At 35.0% G+C, this 16,255-nt stretch carries 14 protein-coding genes and 3 pseudogenes; 8 read left to right on the forward strand and 9 right to left on the reverse strand.

Going from position 1 to position 16,255, the window contains the following annotated elements; all coding sequences use genetic code 11:
* Nucleotides 1-156 precede the first annotated feature (156 nt).
* On the forward strand, nucleotides 157-312 hold the full coding sequence (locus tag AAGD74_RS03425; RefSeq protein WP_338482748.1) for a hypothetical protein: 156 nt from the start codon (nucleotides 157-159) through the stop codon (nucleotides 310-312).
* 359 nt (nucleotides 313-671) lie between these two features.
* Here AAGD74_RS03425 and AAGD74_RS03430 read toward each other — a convergent pair whose 3' ends face one another.
* The gene (locus AAGD74_RS03430) at nucleotides 672-1,622 is read right to left on the reverse strand and encodes an IS481 family transposase (RefSeq protein ID WP_338482200.1); all 951 of its coding nucleotides are present in this window, start codon (nucleotides 1,620-1,622) and stop codon (nucleotides 672-674) included.
* A gap of 116 nt (nucleotides 1,623-1,738) precedes the next feature.
* Here AAGD74_RS03430 and AAGD74_RS03435 point away from each other — a divergent pair.
* Nucleotides 1,739-2,571 (forward strand): annotated as a pseudogene (locus tag AAGD74_RS03435) (IS5 family transposase).
* A 46-nt stretch (nucleotides 2,572-2,617) separates the two neighbouring features.
* A complete protein-coding gene (locus AAGD74_RS03440) occupies nucleotides 2,618-3,040 on the forward strand; it encodes a TrbC/VirB2 family protein (RefSeq protein WP_338482224.1) in 423 nt (140 codons plus the stop codon).
* An 11-nt stretch (nucleotides 3,041-3,051) separates the two neighbouring features.
* Here AAGD74_RS03440 and ubiG read toward each other — a convergent pair whose 3' ends face one another.
* A complete protein-coding gene (gene ubiG / locus AAGD74_RS03445) occupies nucleotides 3,052-4,227 on the reverse strand; it encodes a bifunctional 2-polyprenyl-6-hydroxyphenol methylase/3-demethylubiquinol 3-O-methyltransferase UbiG (RefSeq protein WP_077188583.1) in 1,176 nt (391 codons plus the stop codon).
* A 195-nt stretch (nucleotides 4,228-4,422) separates the two neighbouring features.
* Here ubiG and AAGD74_RS07285 point away from each other — a divergent pair.
* A pseudogene (locus AAGD74_RS07285) lies at nucleotides 4,423-4,509 on the forward strand (WPE palindromic element domain-containing protein); the annotation flags it as partial.
* Nucleotides 4,510-4,622: 113 nt separating this feature from the next.
* On the opposite strand, the gene AAGD74_RS03450 reads toward AAGD74_RS07285, so the two are convergent.
* The gene (locus tag AAGD74_RS03450; protein ID WP_338482200.1) at nucleotides 4,623-5,573 is read right to left on the reverse strand and encodes an IS481 family transposase; all 951 of its coding nucleotides are present in this window, start codon (nucleotides 5,571-5,573) and stop codon (nucleotides 4,623-4,625) included.
* Between the two features lie 560 nt (nucleotides 5,574-6,133).
* Here AAGD74_RS03450 and dnaG point away from each other — a divergent pair.
* From dnaG to AAGD74_RS03465, 3 genes are all read left to right on the forward strand, one after another.
* Complete coding sequence (dnaG, locus tag AAGD74_RS03455; protein ID WP_341810759.1) at nucleotides 6,134-7,882, forward strand: DNA primase; 1,749 nt, start codon at nucleotides 6,134-6,136, stop codon at nucleotides 7,880-7,882.
* A gap of 237 nt (nucleotides 7,883-8,119) precedes the next feature.
* A complete protein-coding gene (locus tag AAGD74_RS03460; protein WP_077188585.1) occupies nucleotides 8,120-9,202 on the forward strand; it encodes a Fic family protein in 1,083 nt (360 codons plus the stop codon).
* Nucleotides 9,203-9,411: 209 nt separating this feature from the next.
* Entirely contained in the window at nucleotides 9,412-10,494 is a 1,083-nt protein-coding gene (locus tag AAGD74_RS03465) for an efflux RND transporter periplasmic adaptor subunit (RefSeq protein WP_236514883.1), read from the forward strand.
* 100 nt (nucleotides 10,495-10,594) lie between these two features.
* Here the strand turns inward: AAGD74_RS03465 and AAGD74_RS03470 are convergent, their stop codons facing one another.
* Both AAGD74_RS03470 and AAGD74_RS03475 read right to left on the reverse strand, forming a co-directional pair.
* A complete protein-coding gene (locus AAGD74_RS03470) occupies nucleotides 10,595-10,759 on the reverse strand; it encodes an IS3 family transposase (RefSeq protein ID WP_010082072.1) in 165 nt (54 codons plus the stop codon).
* A 28-nt stretch (nucleotides 10,760-10,787) separates the two neighbouring features.
* Nucleotides 10,788-11,799, reverse strand: a protein-coding gene (locus AAGD74_RS03475; RefSeq protein WP_265029767.1) for an IS630 family transposase whose coding sequence is annotated in 2 segments (ribosomal slippage) — nucleotides 10,788-11,336 and nucleotides 11,338-11,799 — 1,011 coding nt in all. Because the reading frame shifts where the segments join, the coding sequence is not laid out codon by codon here.
* 98 nt (nucleotides 11,800-11,897) lie between these two features.
* On the opposite strand from AAGD74_RS03475, the pseudogene AAGD74_RS03480 reads away from it, so the two are divergent.
* Nucleotides 11,898-12,730, forward strand: a pseudogene (locus AAGD74_RS03480) (IS5 family transposase).
* On the opposite strand, the gene AAGD74_RS03485 reads toward AAGD74_RS03480, so the two are convergent.
* From AAGD74_RS03485 to AAGD74_RS03500, 4 genes are all read right to left on the reverse strand, one after another.
* Nucleotides 12,710-12,919 (reverse strand): hypothetical protein, encoded by a 210-nt coding sequence (locus AAGD74_RS03485; protein ID WP_341810779.1) that lies wholly within the window; start codon nucleotides 12,917-12,919, stop codon nucleotides 12,710-12,712. The pseudogene AAGD74_RS03480 and the gene AAGD74_RS03485 sit on opposite strands and share 21 nt — an antisense overlap.
* A protein-coding gene (locus AAGD74_RS03490) for an IS5-like element ISWpi1 family transposase (RefSeq protein ID WP_236514306.1) occupies nucleotides 12,916-13,748 on the reverse strand; the annotation gives its coding sequence in 2 pieces (ribosomal slippage) (nucleotides 12,916-13,379 and nucleotides 13,379-13,748; 834 coding nt in all). Before AAGD74_RS03490 ends, AAGD74_RS03485 begins: the two co-directional genes overlap by 4 nt.
* Nucleotides 13,749-13,873: 125 nt before the next feature.
* The gene (locus tag AAGD74_RS03495) at nucleotides 13,874-14,839 is read right to left on the reverse strand and encodes an IS481 family transposase (RefSeq protein WP_338482218.1); all 966 of its coding nucleotides are present in this window, start codon (nucleotides 14,837-14,839) and stop codon (nucleotides 13,874-13,876) included.
* 73 nt (nucleotides 14,840-14,912) lie between these two features.
* Nucleotides 14,913-16,190: an adenylosuccinate synthase gene (locus AAGD74_RS03500; RefSeq protein WP_077188589.1), complete on the reverse strand. Its 1,278-nt coding sequence runs from the start codon at nucleotides 16,188-16,190 to the stop codon at nucleotides 14,913-14,915.
* Nucleotides 16,191-16,255 lie beyond the last annotated feature (65 nt).

The raw sequence follows: 16,255 nt of genomic DNA on the forward strand, positions 1-16,255 counted from the left end.
AAAAAGAAGATGCTCAATCGTGAAAGGAGCATAAACTACAAGCATCATGTGGTTGGAGAGCTAGGCTTAGTGGTATGGTGAACGTAAGTGAAGCTTCATAAGTATCGTAACGATTAAAGAGCTAAAGATGCTGATAAGCTCCGACCAAAAGGTAATGTGACATTTTTCATTTCTGGATGTACGCAAATCACCGGTATAGAGAAGTCACCTAACCCACTGTTGTATGACAGAAGGAACAGGGTAAGCCTGTATTTCCTCCTATATGGCAAGCAAACCGCAAGGAACGCTGATGAAAATGCAGGTAAAGGATAATGGAGAAAGCGAATGCCATTTTGTAACGAAATGTATAGAATTTGTAACATTAATTCGCGTGAAAACGAGCAGATTTCCATTTGGTCCCTCGTGACAAGAAACTTTGTTAACCACTTGAGGTAGAGAAGCAGATGACCTTACCCACAGAAATGATGAAGAAATTAGGAATATTTTTTACAAAAAGGACAATACTAACAAAAGAACTTTATTCTATTTAGAATATAAAGTTACAATAAATTTTCCTGTCATCTCCAAATAAATTACATTAACTTAGTATTGTATATTGTTAATAACTTAAATAATACAACCATTTTCAGCAACAAAAACCAAAGGTCTTGAGATACAAGATATTTGTATGGTTAGATGTATGGTCCCAGAGTGTGATGGTGTGGATTTAGTATAAATAATTCTGGAGACTGTGTCCACTGATAACATATAAATTCATAAGGAGTAAGACCCTTAAGAGTTTTGAGTCTCTTTGCATAATTATAAGCCATAACAAAGTTATAAAGGTGTTCTTTAAGTTGCTGGTGCGATTGATAGTAATACTTCTTAACTGTAGCATCCTTTAAAGTTTTATTCATACGCTCGACTTGCCCATTCGTCCAAGGATGGCTAACTTTTGTCAAACGATGTTCAATAACATTCTCTTCGCAAACTCTATCAAATATATGTTGGAAAGCATACTTATGACGCTTCTGGTTTGTAAATTGTATACCGTTATCTGTCAAAATAGTATGGATTTTATACGGTAAAATTCTAATCAAATTACGTAAGAACTCAGCAGCTATGGGTTTTGTAGCACTGTTACACAACTCAACATAGGTAAATTTGGATGTCCTATCAATAGCAACAAACAAATGTAATTTGCCCTCCTCAGTTCTAACTTCAGCAATATCAATATGAAAGTAACCGATAGGATATTGTTTGAATTTCTTTTTTGACTTAACTTCTCCATCAACAGTTGGTAATCTGCTAATGTTGTGTCTTTGTAAACAACGATGCAAGCTAGAGCGAGTCAAATGCGGAATTGTAGACTGCAGAGCGTAAAGGCAATCATCTAGTGGCAGTAGTGTATACTTGCGAAATGTAACTATTATAGCTTCCTCTTCTAGCGTTAAAACAGTTGATCTTGGATGCTTTGGACCCATATCAGCATCTTTCGTAAATGAACGTTTTCTCCACTTAATAATAGTTTTTGGATTAAGGTTATAATGCTTGGAGAGTTTTGCTATGCTCTCTTTTCTATTTTGTATTGCTCTACGAATCGTCTGTGTTGTTTTGGCGCACCCATGTAATATCTGTCCCATAATGACTCCTTAAATGATGATGATAGTATACCATCACTCTCTGGGACCATACAATTAGAGGTTGTCCGGAAACAAGTAAAAGGCTATAATATCTGAAATTTTAGTACGGGGTAAAGATGAGAAAAAAGTATCCAACAGATCTAAGCGAAAGGGAATGGGCAAGAATAGAAAAACACTTCAGAGTATCATACAAGAAAGGAGGAAGGCCGCCAAAGTATAGCAAAAGAGAAATATTAGAAGCAATTTTCTATGTATTGCGTACAGGGTGTCAATGGCGGTATTTACCAAATGATTTTCCGCTATGGAAGACTGTGTATGAGCAGTTCAGGCAATGGAAGAAGCAGGGAATTTTTGAGAAAATGAATTATGAAATTACAAAATATAGTAGAAGAAAAATAGGAAGGAATGAGCAGCCGAGTGCCTGTATAGTAGATAGTCAATCTGTAAAGACTACAGAAAAGGGGGGATCAAAGGCTATGATGGAAGTAAAAAAGTAAAGGGTAGAAAAAGGCATATAATTACAGACACTCAGGGTTTTATACTAGGTTGTTACGTAGGCGCTGCTAACGAAAATGATAGAGATGGTATTAAAATAGCATTAAACAATATGAGAACAAAATATACTAAAGTTAAAAAAATGTGGGCTGACATGGGATACCAAGGAAGAAATTTAAAGAATCACATAAAGGAAGAATATGACATAGATATTGAAATTGTTACAAGGCCTCCATGTAGATTTTGGGTGCACAAAGATACGCCACCTGAGCTACTACCAACAAGAGAACAAGGGTTTAAAGTACAGCCAAGAAGATGGGTTGTAGAAAGGACTTTTGCTTGGGTTAATAGGAATAGAAGGCTATCGAAGGAGTATGATTTACTCACAACATCCACTGAGAATTTCATATACCTAGCTATGAGTAGGGTTATGTTAAAGAGGGAATATGCTTGAATTTACTTGTTTCCGGACAACCTCTTAGGAGTTTCTTAGAAGAACAATGGGAAATTTTCTTGTAATTCTATTTATAGTTTTCTATGCATTTGATGCACACGCTGATGGAGCAACAGATGTAATGTGTAATGTAATAGGTTACGTTCATGGAATAGGTGGACCAATGATTACAGTGGTAATAATTGGTTCAAGCTTACTTGCAATATTTGGCAGAATGCCTTGGCCTGCACTTTTCGCACTGGGTATGTTTGTTGCTGTGTTTTTTGGTGCTCCTCAAATTGTAACAAAGGTAACAGAAAAAGAAGTTTGTTGTCTTTTTAAAGGTCAAACCTTGGAGAATGGAAAGTGTGTTGCTGCTCCTGGATATGAACGTGTAGGTACAGGTTATGCTTGTCGTTCCGGTTGGGCGCTAACTAATAAAGGCTACTGTATAAAAGCTGGCCAAGATCCTTCAAAGTATTGGAAGTGAAAATGGTGCTTTTATAGAGTTAAATCTAACAAACCGCAGAGTATATAATTAACATCCACGCCTTTAGTTAGATTCCACTCACGCTTTATTACGTTGTACTCCATGCCAGCCATGTTTTGCAGCGTTACATTATTTTCTCTTAAGTGATTTGCAATTTCTGACGGCTTGAGAAATTTATTCCAGTTATGTGTACCTTTTGGCAGCCAATTTAATATGTACTCTGCACCAATTATTGCAAGACAAAAGGATTTAATAGTTCTATTTATTGTGGATATAAAGATTAACCCCTCCGGTTTTAGCAGTTCTATCGCTTTTTTCATGAAAAGCTCTAAATTATCCACATGTTCAACTACTTCCATCAGCAGAACCACGTCGTACTTCTTGTCATTGCTTAGCTCTTCAATGCTGGTGTGTATATATTCTATATTTAACCCTACTTTTTTTGCATGTGAATGCGCTACTTTTATGTTTTCTTCACATACATCTATTCCCACAACGTTAATGCCAACGCGTGCCATTGACTCTGACAAAATGCCACCACCGCATCCAACATCAAGCAATGATAATTCTTTCAAATTGCATTTTTTTAACTCTTTTATTTTCTCAATAATGTAAGATACTCTAACAGGATTCATCATGTGCAATGGTTTGAATTTGCCGTTCTCATCCCACCACTGGCCTGCCATTTTAGCGAATTTTGATATTTCATCTTCGTTATAAGTTTTTGTTTTTTTTTTCTTAGAGGTTATATTGCTGAGTTTATCAAGGCGTTTTTTATGTCTGCTTTCTTTTGAAAATTCTGTTTCGAGGAATTGTTTGACTATGTCTTTTGCTAATCCACTCGCAGTAAACCCTGCACCAAGACACAGTACATTTGCGTTGCCATGCTCGCGAGCTAATTTTGCGATCTCAACACTGTTACATAAAGCAGCGTAGATTCCTTCAAAACGATTTGCCACAGTACTCATGCCCAAACCTGTACCACAAATTAATATCCCATAATTTGCTTTTTTGCTTGTTATATCTTCTACAACTTTAACAGCATAGTTTGGGTAATCTACACACTTTTGCTTAACAGTGCAGCCTTGATCTACTACTCTGTAACCTAGGGCTTCCAGGTAAGGTTTTATTTCTGATTTTAATTCATAACCAGCATGATCTGAGGCAATTGATACTATACCTAACATATAAGAAATAAGGACATTTTATATGGGTTTGAACTTTCTGTCAAGTCATTCAATGCTTCTGACCTTTTGGGAGTTCTAAAGCTATAGCTAAGGTTTTCCTACGTCATACCGCAATTCATTCCACAACTGTACGAACATTGTGATTTGAGAATAATCTCCGCCAGGAAGGGTGTCATCCCAGTGCTTTGGCACTGAGATCCAGAAAACTTAATTTTAAATAAGTACACCAGATAGCTGTATAATAAGAACTGGATTCCAGTGTCAAGCACTGGAATGACACCTTCTGTATAAATATTAAGAAATTTACCAAACGAAAAAAAAGGCAAAAGAAGCCCCGTGGTTGGCTAATTACTTACATTATACTTTCAAGTATGGCGTTTTTTTATTCTAAACACTTAGATGTATGGTCCCAGAGTGTGATGGTGTGGATTTAGTATAAATAATTCTGGAGACTGTGTCCACTGATAACATATAAATTCATAAGGAGTAAGACCCTTAAGAGTTTTGAGTCTCTTTGCATAATTATAAGCCATAACAAAGTTATAAAGGTGTTCTTTAAGTTGCTGGTGCGATTGATAGTAATACTTCTTAACTGTAGCATCCTTTAAAGTTTTATTCATACGCTCGACTTGCCCATTCGTCCAAGGATGGCTAACTTTTGTCAAACGATGTTCAATAACATTCTCTTCGCAAACTCTATCAAATATATGTTGGAAAGCATACTTATGACGCTTCTGGTTTGTAAATTGTATACCGTTATCTGTCAAAATAGTATGGATTTTATACGGTAAAATTCTAATCAAATTACGTAAGAACTCAGCAGCTATGGGTTTTGTAGCACTGTTACACAACTCAACATAGGTAAATTTGGATGTCCTATCAATAGCAACAAACAAATGTAATTTGCCCTCCTCAGTTCTAACTTCAGCAATATCAATATGAAAGTAACCGATAGGATATTGTTTGAATTTCTTTTTTGACTTAACTTCTCCATCAACAGTTGGTAATCTGCTAATGTTGTGTCTTTGTAAACAACGATGCAAGCTAGAGCGAGTCAAATGCGGAATTGTAGACTGCAGAGCGTAAAGGCAATCATCTAGTGGCAGTAGTGTATACTTGCGAAATGTAACTATTATAGCTTCCTCTTCTAGCGTTAAAACAGTTGATCTTGGATGCTTTGGACCCATATCAGCATCTTTCGTAAATGAACGTTTTCTCCACTTAATAATAGTTTTTGGATTAAGGTTATAATGCTTGGAGAGTTTTGCTATGCTCTCTTTTCTATTTTGTATTGCTCTACGAATCGTCTGTGTTGTTTTGGCGCACCCATGTAATATCTGTCCCATAATGACTCCTTAAATGATGATGATAGTATACCATCACTCTCTGGGACCATACATCTTAATAACCGCGATTTAGCTGCTTTTAAGCCGCAACTAATCTAAATTATAAACGTTAAGAAATTTACTAAACAGAAAAAAAGGCAAAAGAAACCCTAGGGTAGCTAGTTATTCACTATCCATTTTTTAAGTTGGCGTTTTTTAATGTTTTAAATGCTTTATAAGCGTATTTCAGCTTGTGTAGGTCAAAACCCGGAAATTTGATAAAGACATAAGGTGCACATAGTGCAAAAAATTAAACATGAGACGCCAGATACGTTGAGTTTTTTTGTCATTTAATCTGTACAGAGAAGATAAATAAATAGCTTCAGTTTCATGATAAGGGCGCTGGCGAGGTTTGTCAAGGAAGTTTTTTGTTTCTGTGGGCTACCTGGATGACAGGATTGCTCTTGAATTTGTATAGCTACATTGTCGGTAAATCTAAATTGCTTTAGTTATAGAAATAAATTTCGAGTCAGATGTGTATAAATTCTATATAATTTTTATCCTACTACTAATTCAATAAGATGGATCACATAGATATTATAAAATCAAAATTATTATTATCCGACATAGTAGGTAAAAAAGTCAGATTAATAAAAAGAGGAGATAGTTTTGTTGGGCTCTGTCCATTTCATAACGAAAAAACCCCATCTTTTTCGGTGAGCAATACTAAGGGGTTATATTACTGTTTTGGTTGCTTAGCTAGTGGTGATGCATTTGAATTTATTTCACAAACTGAAGGATTAAGCTTTAAAGAAGCATTGGAAAAATTAGCATCGGTTACAGGTGTTGAACTGCCCAAAAATCTTAGTATTACAAAAGAGAACAATAAACTATTTTTAGCGCTTGATTTAGCTGCAAATTGGTTTGCACAAAAAAATCAAAGTGTTGTAGATTATTTAAAGCAGCGTAAGATTTCACCTAAAATCATAGATAAATTTAAGATAGGTTATGCACCAAGCTCTGGTTTGAAAGAGTATTTAAACTCTTCAGGTATTGAAGACAAAATTTTAATTGATATTGGATTAGTAAACAAAAATTTTCATGATTATTTTTATGACCGGCTGATATTTCCTATACAGAGCATTGCAGGGAGAGTTATTGGTTTTGGCGGACGTGCGCTAAGTTCTGAGCAACAGCCGAAATATTTAAACAGTCCAGAGAGTCAGCTCTTCAAGAAGAGGGAGAATTTATACGGATTAAACTTTGCTTTAAGCGAAATACGTAAAAAACAGCACATATTTGTTGTTGAAGGATATATGGACGTGATAGCACTACATCAAGCGGAAATTAGCAATACAGTTGCTCCGCTTGGTACTGCAATTTCTGCAGAACAGATAAAAAATCTATGGAAATTTGCTAAAGAAATCTCCATCTGTATGGATGGCGATAGTGCTGGACGTCATGCTGCTACTCGAGTTGCAGAACTTGCTCTGCTAATATTAGAGCCTGGATACACGTTAAAGTTTGTGACTTTGCCGAGTAATAAAGATCCATACGATATATGTAACGAACTGGAATACAAGAAAGAAGACGTATTGACTGCTCTTGACCATTCAACAAAACTGCATTCTGAATATTTATGGCATCACATAATCGATAGCAATTTGCAAAATTATGAAAAACTTGCTCCGGAAAAATATTCAATTCTTGAGCACAAGTTCATGGAATATGTAAATACTATTAGCAACAGCAGTATTAGAAGGTATTACAGAGATTATTTTTACACTAAGGCTAGTGAACTAAGAAGTAGCTTCAAAAAACAGATTTTTAATAGTAAAACTGGAGCAACAAAAGGTGAGTATCTTCATAACAAATCTCCAGAGCTAATTGAAGCAGAGCAAAATCAGGCCATAATTTTGCGTATAGCCGTAGAATTTCCTGAAATCTTGAACCGTCCTATATTTTTTGAGCAATTTTCTCATTTTGAATTTACTAATGAGATGAAAAGATTACAACAGCGTGTAATTGATGTAATAAGTAACAAAAGCAAACTCGATAAAGAGGCTTTGTTACAAGAATTGAAACAGTTTAACGTTATAAAGTATGTATTTGAAAAAACTAGTGTACTAAATAGCCAACTGAACGAGAGAAAATCTGCAGAAATTGTGTGGAATAATATAGTGTTACTAAAAGAGTTAAATGCATTACGAAAAGAAAGAACCGAAGCGAGGCTGAGCGGTAATCTTGACTTAGAGGAAAGGTTGATAGAACAAATAAAGCAAATAGAAAGCAGTATACAAGAAATGCAAATGGAGTTTATTGAAAAGTAGATATCGTCTCGTTAGTCAACAAGAAAATTACAAAATAAGACAATATTTTACATAAGATTGAAATTTTTAACTAATTAAGCCTTCCTCTAACAGCTTTGCCCTGTAGTTTTTGATATGGTTAGGATCACTTAAAAATGTATAATTTTTGTAGTTAGCTCTGCTATGCATATAAAGCTTACTATTGACTTTTATCACATTATCTCACATTATCTCACATAATATGCATGTGAGAAGAATATGAACTGGAAGAATTTTCGTTTTAGTACACGTCTCAACCTAGAAGGGCCTGTAATTGAGCAAGTGTACGAGTTAATTACTGCAGTTGATAGTGTTAAAAATAGCTGGCAGGTAACGAAAAAACTACTACCACAAACAATTGAAAGATTAACTCATTCAGTTATTGTTACATCTTCTGGCGCTTCTAACCGTATTGAAGGAAATCGTCTAACCGATAAAGAAGTTGAGGATCTATATAAAAACCTACGTGTCAAAAAATTTAAAAATAGAGATGAGCAAGAAATTGCTGGCTACTTAGAAATGCTTAAACTAATATTTCATGATTATACGGATATTCCAATTAGTGAGTCATCAATATTGCACATTAACAACCAGATGCTACTTTATAGTGAAAAAGATTTGTATCATAGAGGAAAATACAAAGCAAGTTCTAATAGAGTTGAGGCAAAAGATCAGAATGGAAAAGTTGTTGGTATAATTTTTGATCCCACACCACCTTACCTTGTTAGAAAGGAAGTACAAGAGCTTATTGATTGGTATCACTGGTCCTTAAATAATAAATTTAAGCATCCTCTTATTATTATTGCTAACTTTGTTTTTGAGTATCTGGCAATACACCCTTTTCAAGATGGGAATGGCAGAACTAGTAGATTGATGACTAATTTAATGCTGTTGCAGCAGGGTTATGATTTTGTATCTATTGTATCACATGAAAAGATAATTGAAACTAACAAACTTGATTACTATTTAGCGCTTAATAAAACACAAAGTAGCTGGAAAAGTGGCAAAGAAGATATTTCCCCATGGTTAATATTTTTTCTTAATGTGCTCAAAACGCAAGCAAATGAGGCGCATTATATTCTTGAGAGGGAGAATACTGAATATTTATTATCAAGAAAACAATTATTCTTCTGGGAGTGGGCACTTAGCCTTGCAGATAAAGAATTTAGTAGAAAAGATGCTATAGAAGCTCTAGGATTTCCTCCAAGAACAGTAGAGGCAATTACAAAGAAACTGCTAGGGATGAAATACTTACAGCGTCTTGGAGAAGGCAAAGCCACTAGATATAAAGTTATTATTTAAAAGTTTTAGTATGTTTTTCGAGATTTTTTTAAATCCAGTTTTATGCACAACTTTATTTGCAATTTTACATTTTTATTCGATTCAAAATTGCATTTTTGCAATAGAAAACTTACTTATTGTAGGAAAATCTTGTGTTTGTTCTCATATAAAATTATTTATGGAGTGACAATGGTGCATGTATTATACTTACATTTCTGATTCGAAAATTTATGCAGTTGTTTCTAACAAAATTAGTTAACAAATTCTATTGTTTAAAGATGAGAAATAAAGTAATCATCATTTCCAGTATTGCTTTTATTCTACTGTTTTTTATCAGCAGTGCATTTTTAAAAAAAGATCAGGCGGTTCATAGTGATAATGCAACTAGTAACTTTTCAGTAAAAACTCAAGAATGTGCGCCGCAAAACCGCACTATATATTTAAATTTTTCTGGTACAGTAAATCCCTTACATAGAGCTAGCCTTGTCTCAAAAATAAGTGGTAAGATTATTGCTATTTATTTACCTGATGGTGAAAAGGTAAAAAGAGATGATGTAGTGTTAAAGATAGAAGATTATGACAGGATTGAGCAAGCTCAGAAAGCCAAAGCTTTATTAAAGCAGCGTGAAATTGAGTATGATTCCTCTCACAAACTGAATAAAAAAGGCTATGGGGCACAAATACAAGTAGAAGCAGCTTTTACTGCGTTACAAAGTGCAAAAGCTGACCTAAAAAGGCTAGAATTGGATTTAGAAAATACTGCAGTCACATCTCCTATAGATGGTTATATTGATAAAATCAATGCAAACGAAGGGGATTTTGTTAATGCTGGGCAAAAAATAGCTGACGTGGTTAATTTCGATCAAATTCTTGTAGTGTTATACGTTTCGGAAAATGAAGTAAATAAAATAGAGCTAGGCAGCACAGCTCAAATTAATTTGCTGGACGGAAAAGAATTGGCAGGTGAAGTAAGTTTTATTAGTAAAATTGCTGAGCCTAAAACTGGGTCTTATAGGGTAGAAGTAAAGGTAACTAATAATAAAATGATATCCTTGCAGGGACTAACTGCCAACGTAAGGCTACCTTCAGGCGAAAGATTTGCATATAAAGTTCCTTCTTCAGCCCTGAGCTTAAGTGACGAAGGTGCTCTTGGAATAAAGATTGTTGATGATAATAATTATGTAGTATTTGCACCAATAGAAATTGTTGATCATGAGAGCGATGGGGTTTGGATAGTAGCAAATAACGAAGGTAAACCCATAAAGTTAATAGTATTGGGCCACCTATTTGTTAAGCCTGGTGATAAGGTTTAAGACACAAGATCCTTTGACCTTACCCAGAAAAAGTGGAGAGAAAGTGTGGAATGTTTTTTACAAAAAGAATGATGCATCAAATTGTTCTGGAATGCAATAGTTAATAGTGACGTTGTTTGTTATAAAAAATTTCTATGTATTCAAATATTGCAGTTCTAGTTTGTTGAGCAGAGTGTTGTGAAGTATCAATAAGTATTTCTCTTTTCAATGAGCTAAAGAAGCTTTCTGCAACAGAATTGTCGTAACAACAGCCTTTATTACTCATCTATATTCTTTACAGCTAATACCAATTCTCATTGTTGTCCAGTCAAATAGGAAACATTGCAGAGTTGTTTAATTGTGGAGCTGGCAAGAGAAGTAATAAATTTGCACAAAGCACCCTCAAGTAGAGCAATTGTATCGTATATTTTATTGCGCAAAATGTTCTGTTTTATATATAACCAAAGCCTCTCAACAGGATTTAGCTCAGGTGAGTATGGAGGTAGGTATATAATGTCGATATTTTTAGGTACCTTTAAATTTTTTGACCTATGCCAACTAGCACAGTCCATAACGAGAAAAGCCTCTCGTGTTTCTAGATATTGCGAAATTTGCTCAAGAAATATGTTCATGCAATCAGTGTTGACATTTGGTGCAAATAAGCTAGAACTCTCTCCATTTCTAGGATTAACTGCACTATAGAGATAGAAATTTTGCCTACCTAATTTTGTTTTAACCTGTGTTCTAATCCCCTTTTTAAACCACCCATGTCCAACTTTTGAATGTGTGCCAAACCGTGATTCATCAAAGAAAAATAGCTCTTTTTCTGGATACTTGCTAATAGCTCCATTGAGATTTTTTTTTGAATTCCTCTTGTTTGCTTTTATCTTGTCCATTATGAACTGGTCTTGGTGTAATATATGAGAATTTCATCTTTTGCATATGGCGGTGTACTGTAGATTTGCTGATATTTAATCCGAACTTTTCCTGGATTCTTATTCTCATTTCTTTAATGGTGATATTAGGATTTTCTTCTATCCACTCTTCAATTTGCTGTAGTTGAGCCTGATTTAATTTAGTTTTTCTACGACGTTGTGAAGGAGCAAACAGTTTTTCTTCTCTGCCAATTTTCAAGAGTTTTACCCACGAAGTTAGTGCGCTTCTTGAAATGCAATATATTTTTGCTACAGCCGTTATACTGTACTTTTTTGCTGCAATTACAGCATTTAGTTTTTTTGAAACATATGCATTATTCCTTACTTTCTTCAGCATTTCTTTTGCTGATTCTACTACTTTTTCATCCAATAATTTTGATCTTAATGCCATTTAAACCTCGCTATTTTACTTACTTCAGTATGGCTTTTCTTCCATCATTGTCCATCTGTTTGCCCTGTAATGGGAATTGGTATTAGTACGGGGTAAAGATGAGAAAAAAGTATCCAACAGATCTAAGCGAAAGGGAATGGGCAAGAATAGAAAAACGCTTCAGAGTATCATACAAGAAAGGAGGAAGGCCGCCAAAGTATAGCAAAAGAGAAATATTAGAAGCAATTTTCTATGTATTGCGTACAGGGTGTCAATGGCGGTATTTACCAAATGATTTTCCGCTATGGAAGACTGTGTATGAGCAGTTCAGGCAATGGAAGAAGCAGGGAATTTTTGAGAAAATGAATTATGAAATTACAAAATATAGTAGAAGAAAAATAGGAAGGAATGAGCAGCCGAGTGCCTGTATAGTAGATAGTCAATCTGTAAAGACTACAGAAAAGGGGGGATCAAAGGCTATGATGGAAGTAAAAAAGTAAAGGGTAGAAAAAGGCATATAATTACAGACACTCAGGGTTTTATACTAGGTTGTTACGTAGGCGCTGCTAACGAAAATGATAGAGATGGTATTAAAATAGCATTAAACAATATGAGAACAAAATATACTAAAGTTAAAAAAATGTGGGCTGACATGGGATACCAAGGAAGAAATTTAAAGAATCACATAAAGGAAGAATATGACATAGATATTGAAATTGTTACAAGGCCTCCATGTAGATTTTGGGTGCACAAAGATACGCCACCTGAGCTACTACCAACAAGAGAACAAGGGTTTAAAGTACAGCCAAGAAGATGGGTTGTAGAAAGGACTTTTGCTTGGGTTAATAGGAATAGAAGGCTATCGAAGGAGTATGATTTACTCACAACATCCACTGAGAATTTCATATACCTAGCTATGAGTAGGGTTATGTTAAAGAGGGAATATGCTTGAATTTACTAGTTTCCGGACAACCTCTAAGAGATATTGATACCCTTGCGCAGTATATTGTGAACCTTGGTCACTGTGCAGCAGTAGATTTTTAACAGGTTTACGCCTATTAATGGCCATTAATAAAGAGTTCATAACCAATTGTTTATTTATTGCACTACTCAGAGGTTGTCCGGAAACAAGTAAATTCAAGCATATTCCCTCTTTAACATAACCCTACTCATAGCTAGGTATATGAAATTCTCAGTGGATGTTGTGAGTAAATCATACTCCTTCGATAGCCTTCTATTCCTATTAACCCAAGCAAAAGTCCTTTCTACAACCCATCTTCTTGGCTGTACTTTAAACCCTTGTTCTCTTGTTGGTAGTAGCTCAGGTGGCGTATCTTTGTGCACCCAAAATCTACATGGAGGCCTTGTAACAATTTCAATATCTATGTCATATTCTTCCTTTATGTGATTCTTTAAATTTCTTCCTTGGTATCCCATGTCAGCCCACATTTTTTTAACTTTAGTATATTTTGTTCTCATATTGTTTAATGCTATTTTAATACCATCTCTATCATTTTCGTTAGCAGCGCCTACGTAACAACCTAGTATAAAACCCTGAGTGTCTGTAATTATATGCCTTTTTCTACCCTTTACTTTTTTACTTCCATCATAGCCTTTGATCCCCCCTTTTCTGTAGTCTTTACAGATTGACTATCTACTATACAGGCACTCGGCTGCTCATTCCTTCCTATTTTTCTTCTACTATATTTTGTAATTTCATAATTCATTTTCTCAAAAATTCCCTGCTTCTTCCATTGCCTGAACTGCTCATACACAGTCTTCCATAGCGGAAAATCATTTGGTAAATACCGCCATTGACACCCTGTACGCAATACATAGAAAATTGCTTCTAATATTTCTCTTTTGCTATACTTTGGCGGCCTTCCTCCTTTCTTGTATGATACTCTGAAGTGTTTTTCTATTCTTGCCCATTCCCTTTCGCTTAGATCTGTTGGATACTTTTTTCTCATCTTTACCCCGTACTAAAATTTCAGATATTATAGCCTTTTACTTGTTTCCGGACAACCTCTTACTACATGTTTATACTGCTGTCTTGCATAATAGACTATTCGAAGTTACACAAGTATTTTTTTTATTAGATAAGAGTTAGTAAGATGTATGGTCCCAGAGTGTGATGGTGTGGATTTAGTATAAATAATTCTGGAGACTGTGTCCACTGATAACATATAAATTCATAAGGAGTAAGACCCTTAAGAGTTTTGAGTCTCTTTGCATAATTATAAGCCATAACAAAGTTATAAAGGTGTTCTTTAAGTTGCTGGTGCGATTGATAGTAATACTTCTTAACTGTAGCATCCTTTAAAGTTTTATTCATACGCTCGACTTGCCCATTCGTCCAAGGATGGCTAACTTTTGTCAAACGATGTTCAATAACATTCTCTTCGCAAACTCTATCAAATATATGTTGGAAAGCATACTTATGACGCTTCTGGTTTGTAAATTGTATACCGTTATCTGTCAAAATAGTATGGATTTTATACGGTAAAATTCTAATCAAATTACGTAAGAACTCAGCAGCTATGGGTTTTGTAGCACTGTTACACAACTCAACATAGGTAAATTTGGATGTCCTATCAATAGCAACAAACAAATGTAATTTGCCCTCCTCAGTTCTAACTTCAGCAATATCAATATGAAAGTAACCGATAGGATATTGTTTGAATTTCTTTTTTGACTTAACTTCTCCATCAACAGTTGGTAATCTGCTAATGTTGTGTCTTTGTAAACAACGATGCAAGCTAGAGCGAGTCAAATGCGGAATTGTAGACTGCAGAGCGTAAAGGCAATCATCTAGTGGCAGTAGTGTATACTTGCGAAATGTAACTATTATAGCTTCCTCTTCTAGCGTTAAAACAGTTGATCTTGGATGCTTTGGACCCATATCAGCATCTTTCGTAAATGAACGTTTTCTCCACTTAATAATAGTTTTTGGATTAAGGTTATAATGCTTGGAGAGTTTTGCTATGCTCTCTTTTCTATTTTGTATTGCTCTACGAATCGTCTGTGTTGTTTTGGCGCACCCATGTAATATCTGTCCCATAATGACTCCTTAAATGATGATGATAGTATACCATCACTCTCTGGGACCATACATCTAAGATACAAAGACGTTTTCAGAAATCTTTAAGCTTAATAACATCCTCTCTCTTTGGACTAGTTGAAATTAGATGAATTGGTACACCTATTAATTTTTCTAACCTGTCTATATATTTTATTAAATTGATAGGCAATGCTTTAATTGACCTTTTACCTTGAGTGTTTTCTTTCCAGCCAGGAAACTCTTCATATATTGGCTCTAATTCCCCTTGTATTGAATGCGATGCGGGTAAATAATCATACATTTTTCCGCTATACTTGTAACCAGTGCATATTTTAATTGTATCAAAAGAATTAAGCACATCTAATTTGGTTAATACAATGCTTGAAACTCCAGAGAGTTGTACGGCCTGGCGCACTAAAACTGCATCGAACCATCCGCAACGCCTTCTTCTATTGCTCACTGTTCCAAGTTCCTTGCCTATAGTAAACAAGCTATCTCCTACTTCATTTTTCTGCTCAGTAGGAAATGGGCCATTGCCCACTCTTGTTGTATAAGCTTTTACCACACCAATAATGTAAGCATTGGAGGATAACCCTGAGCCTGTTATTGCTTGCGATGCTACAGTATTACTTGAAGTAACAAAAGGGTAAGTTCCGTGGTCGATATCTAAAAATGCGCCTTGGGCACCTTCAAATATTATTTTCTTACCTTCTTTCATCAAGTCATTTAATATCTTCCACACAGGTTTTTTATATGAAAGAATTTTTTCTGAAATCTCTTGAATTTCCTTTAATATTTCTTCTTTTTTAACCACCTGGTAGTTAAGGCCTTTCCTGATAGCATTGTGGTAATTCAAAAGAGTATCCACTCTTTTATTGAGCTCATCTGCGTTTTCTAAGTCACAAAGGCGTATAGCTCTCCTTCCAACTTTATCTTCATAACATGGCCCTATCCCTTTGTTTGTTGTACCAATTTTGTGATTTCCATTTAAATCTTCAAATAGCTTTTCCTTGTCCTTATGTATGCTAAGTATTAATGGACAGCTCTCGGATACCATCAAGTTGTTATAGTTTACGTCTACTCCTTTAACTTTCAATGACTCTATTTCTGAGATTAGAGCGTGTGGATCAAGAGCAACGCCATTTCCTATGATAGATATTTTGCCTGGCCTCAAAACAGCAGAGGGCAGTAAATTTAATTTATAAACCTCATCATCTACTACTATAGTGTGCCCTGCATTATTTCCTCCCTGAAATCTCACAACTACATCTGCATTCTCAGAAAGATAATCTACTATTTTACCCTTGCCTTCGTCACCCCATTGCAGACCAACAATTACAATGTTATTCATCATTATTTTCTAGATTAATACATAAATATTAATGCAGTACGCTACAAATGGAAAGAGAAATCTAC

This window comes from Wolbachia endosymbiont (group A) of Campoletis raptor (assembly GCF_964026755.1).
Classification (GTDB): domain Bacteria; phylum Pseudomonadota; class Alphaproteobacteria; order Rickettsiales; family Anaplasmataceae; genus Wolbachia; species Wolbachia pipientis.

Coding starts and splice junctions, on each gene's coding strand:
- AAGD74_RS03430 (WP_338482200.1), bottom strand. CDS start 1,622: ATGGGACAGATATTACATGGGTGCGCCAAAACAACACAGACGATTCGT.
- AAGD74_RS03440 (WP_338482224.1), top strand. CDS start 2,618: ATGGGAAATTTTCTTGTAATTCTATTTATAGTTTTCTATGCATTTGAT.
- ubiG (WP_077188583.1), bottom strand. CDS start 4,227: ATGTTAGGTATAGTATCAATTGCCTCAGATCATGCTGGTTATGAATTA.
- AAGD74_RS03450 (WP_338482200.1), bottom strand. CDS start 5,573: ATGGGACAGATATTACATGGGTGCGCCAAAACAACACAGACGATTCGT.
- dnaG (WP_341810759.1), top strand. CDS start 6,134: ATGGATCACATAGATATTATAAAATCAAAATTATTATTATCCGACATA.
- AAGD74_RS03460 (WP_077188585.1), top strand. CDS start 8,120: ATGAACTGGAAGAATTTTCGTTTTAGTACACGTCTCAACCTAGAAGGG.
- AAGD74_RS03465 (WP_236514883.1), top strand. CDS start 9,412: ATGCAGTTGTTTCTAACAAAATTAGTTAACAAATTCTATTGTTTAAAG.
- AAGD74_RS03470 (WP_010082072.1), bottom strand. CDS start 10,759: ATGAGTAATAAAGGCTGTTGTTACGACAATTCTGTTGCAGAAAGCTTC.
- AAGD74_RS03495 (WP_338482218.1), bottom strand. CDS start 14,839: ATGGGACAGATATTACATGGGTGCGCCAAAACAACACAGACGATTCGT.
- AAGD74_RS03500 (WP_077188589.1), bottom strand. CDS start 16,190: ATGAATAACATTGTAATTGTTGGTCTGCAATGGGGTGACGAAGGCAAG.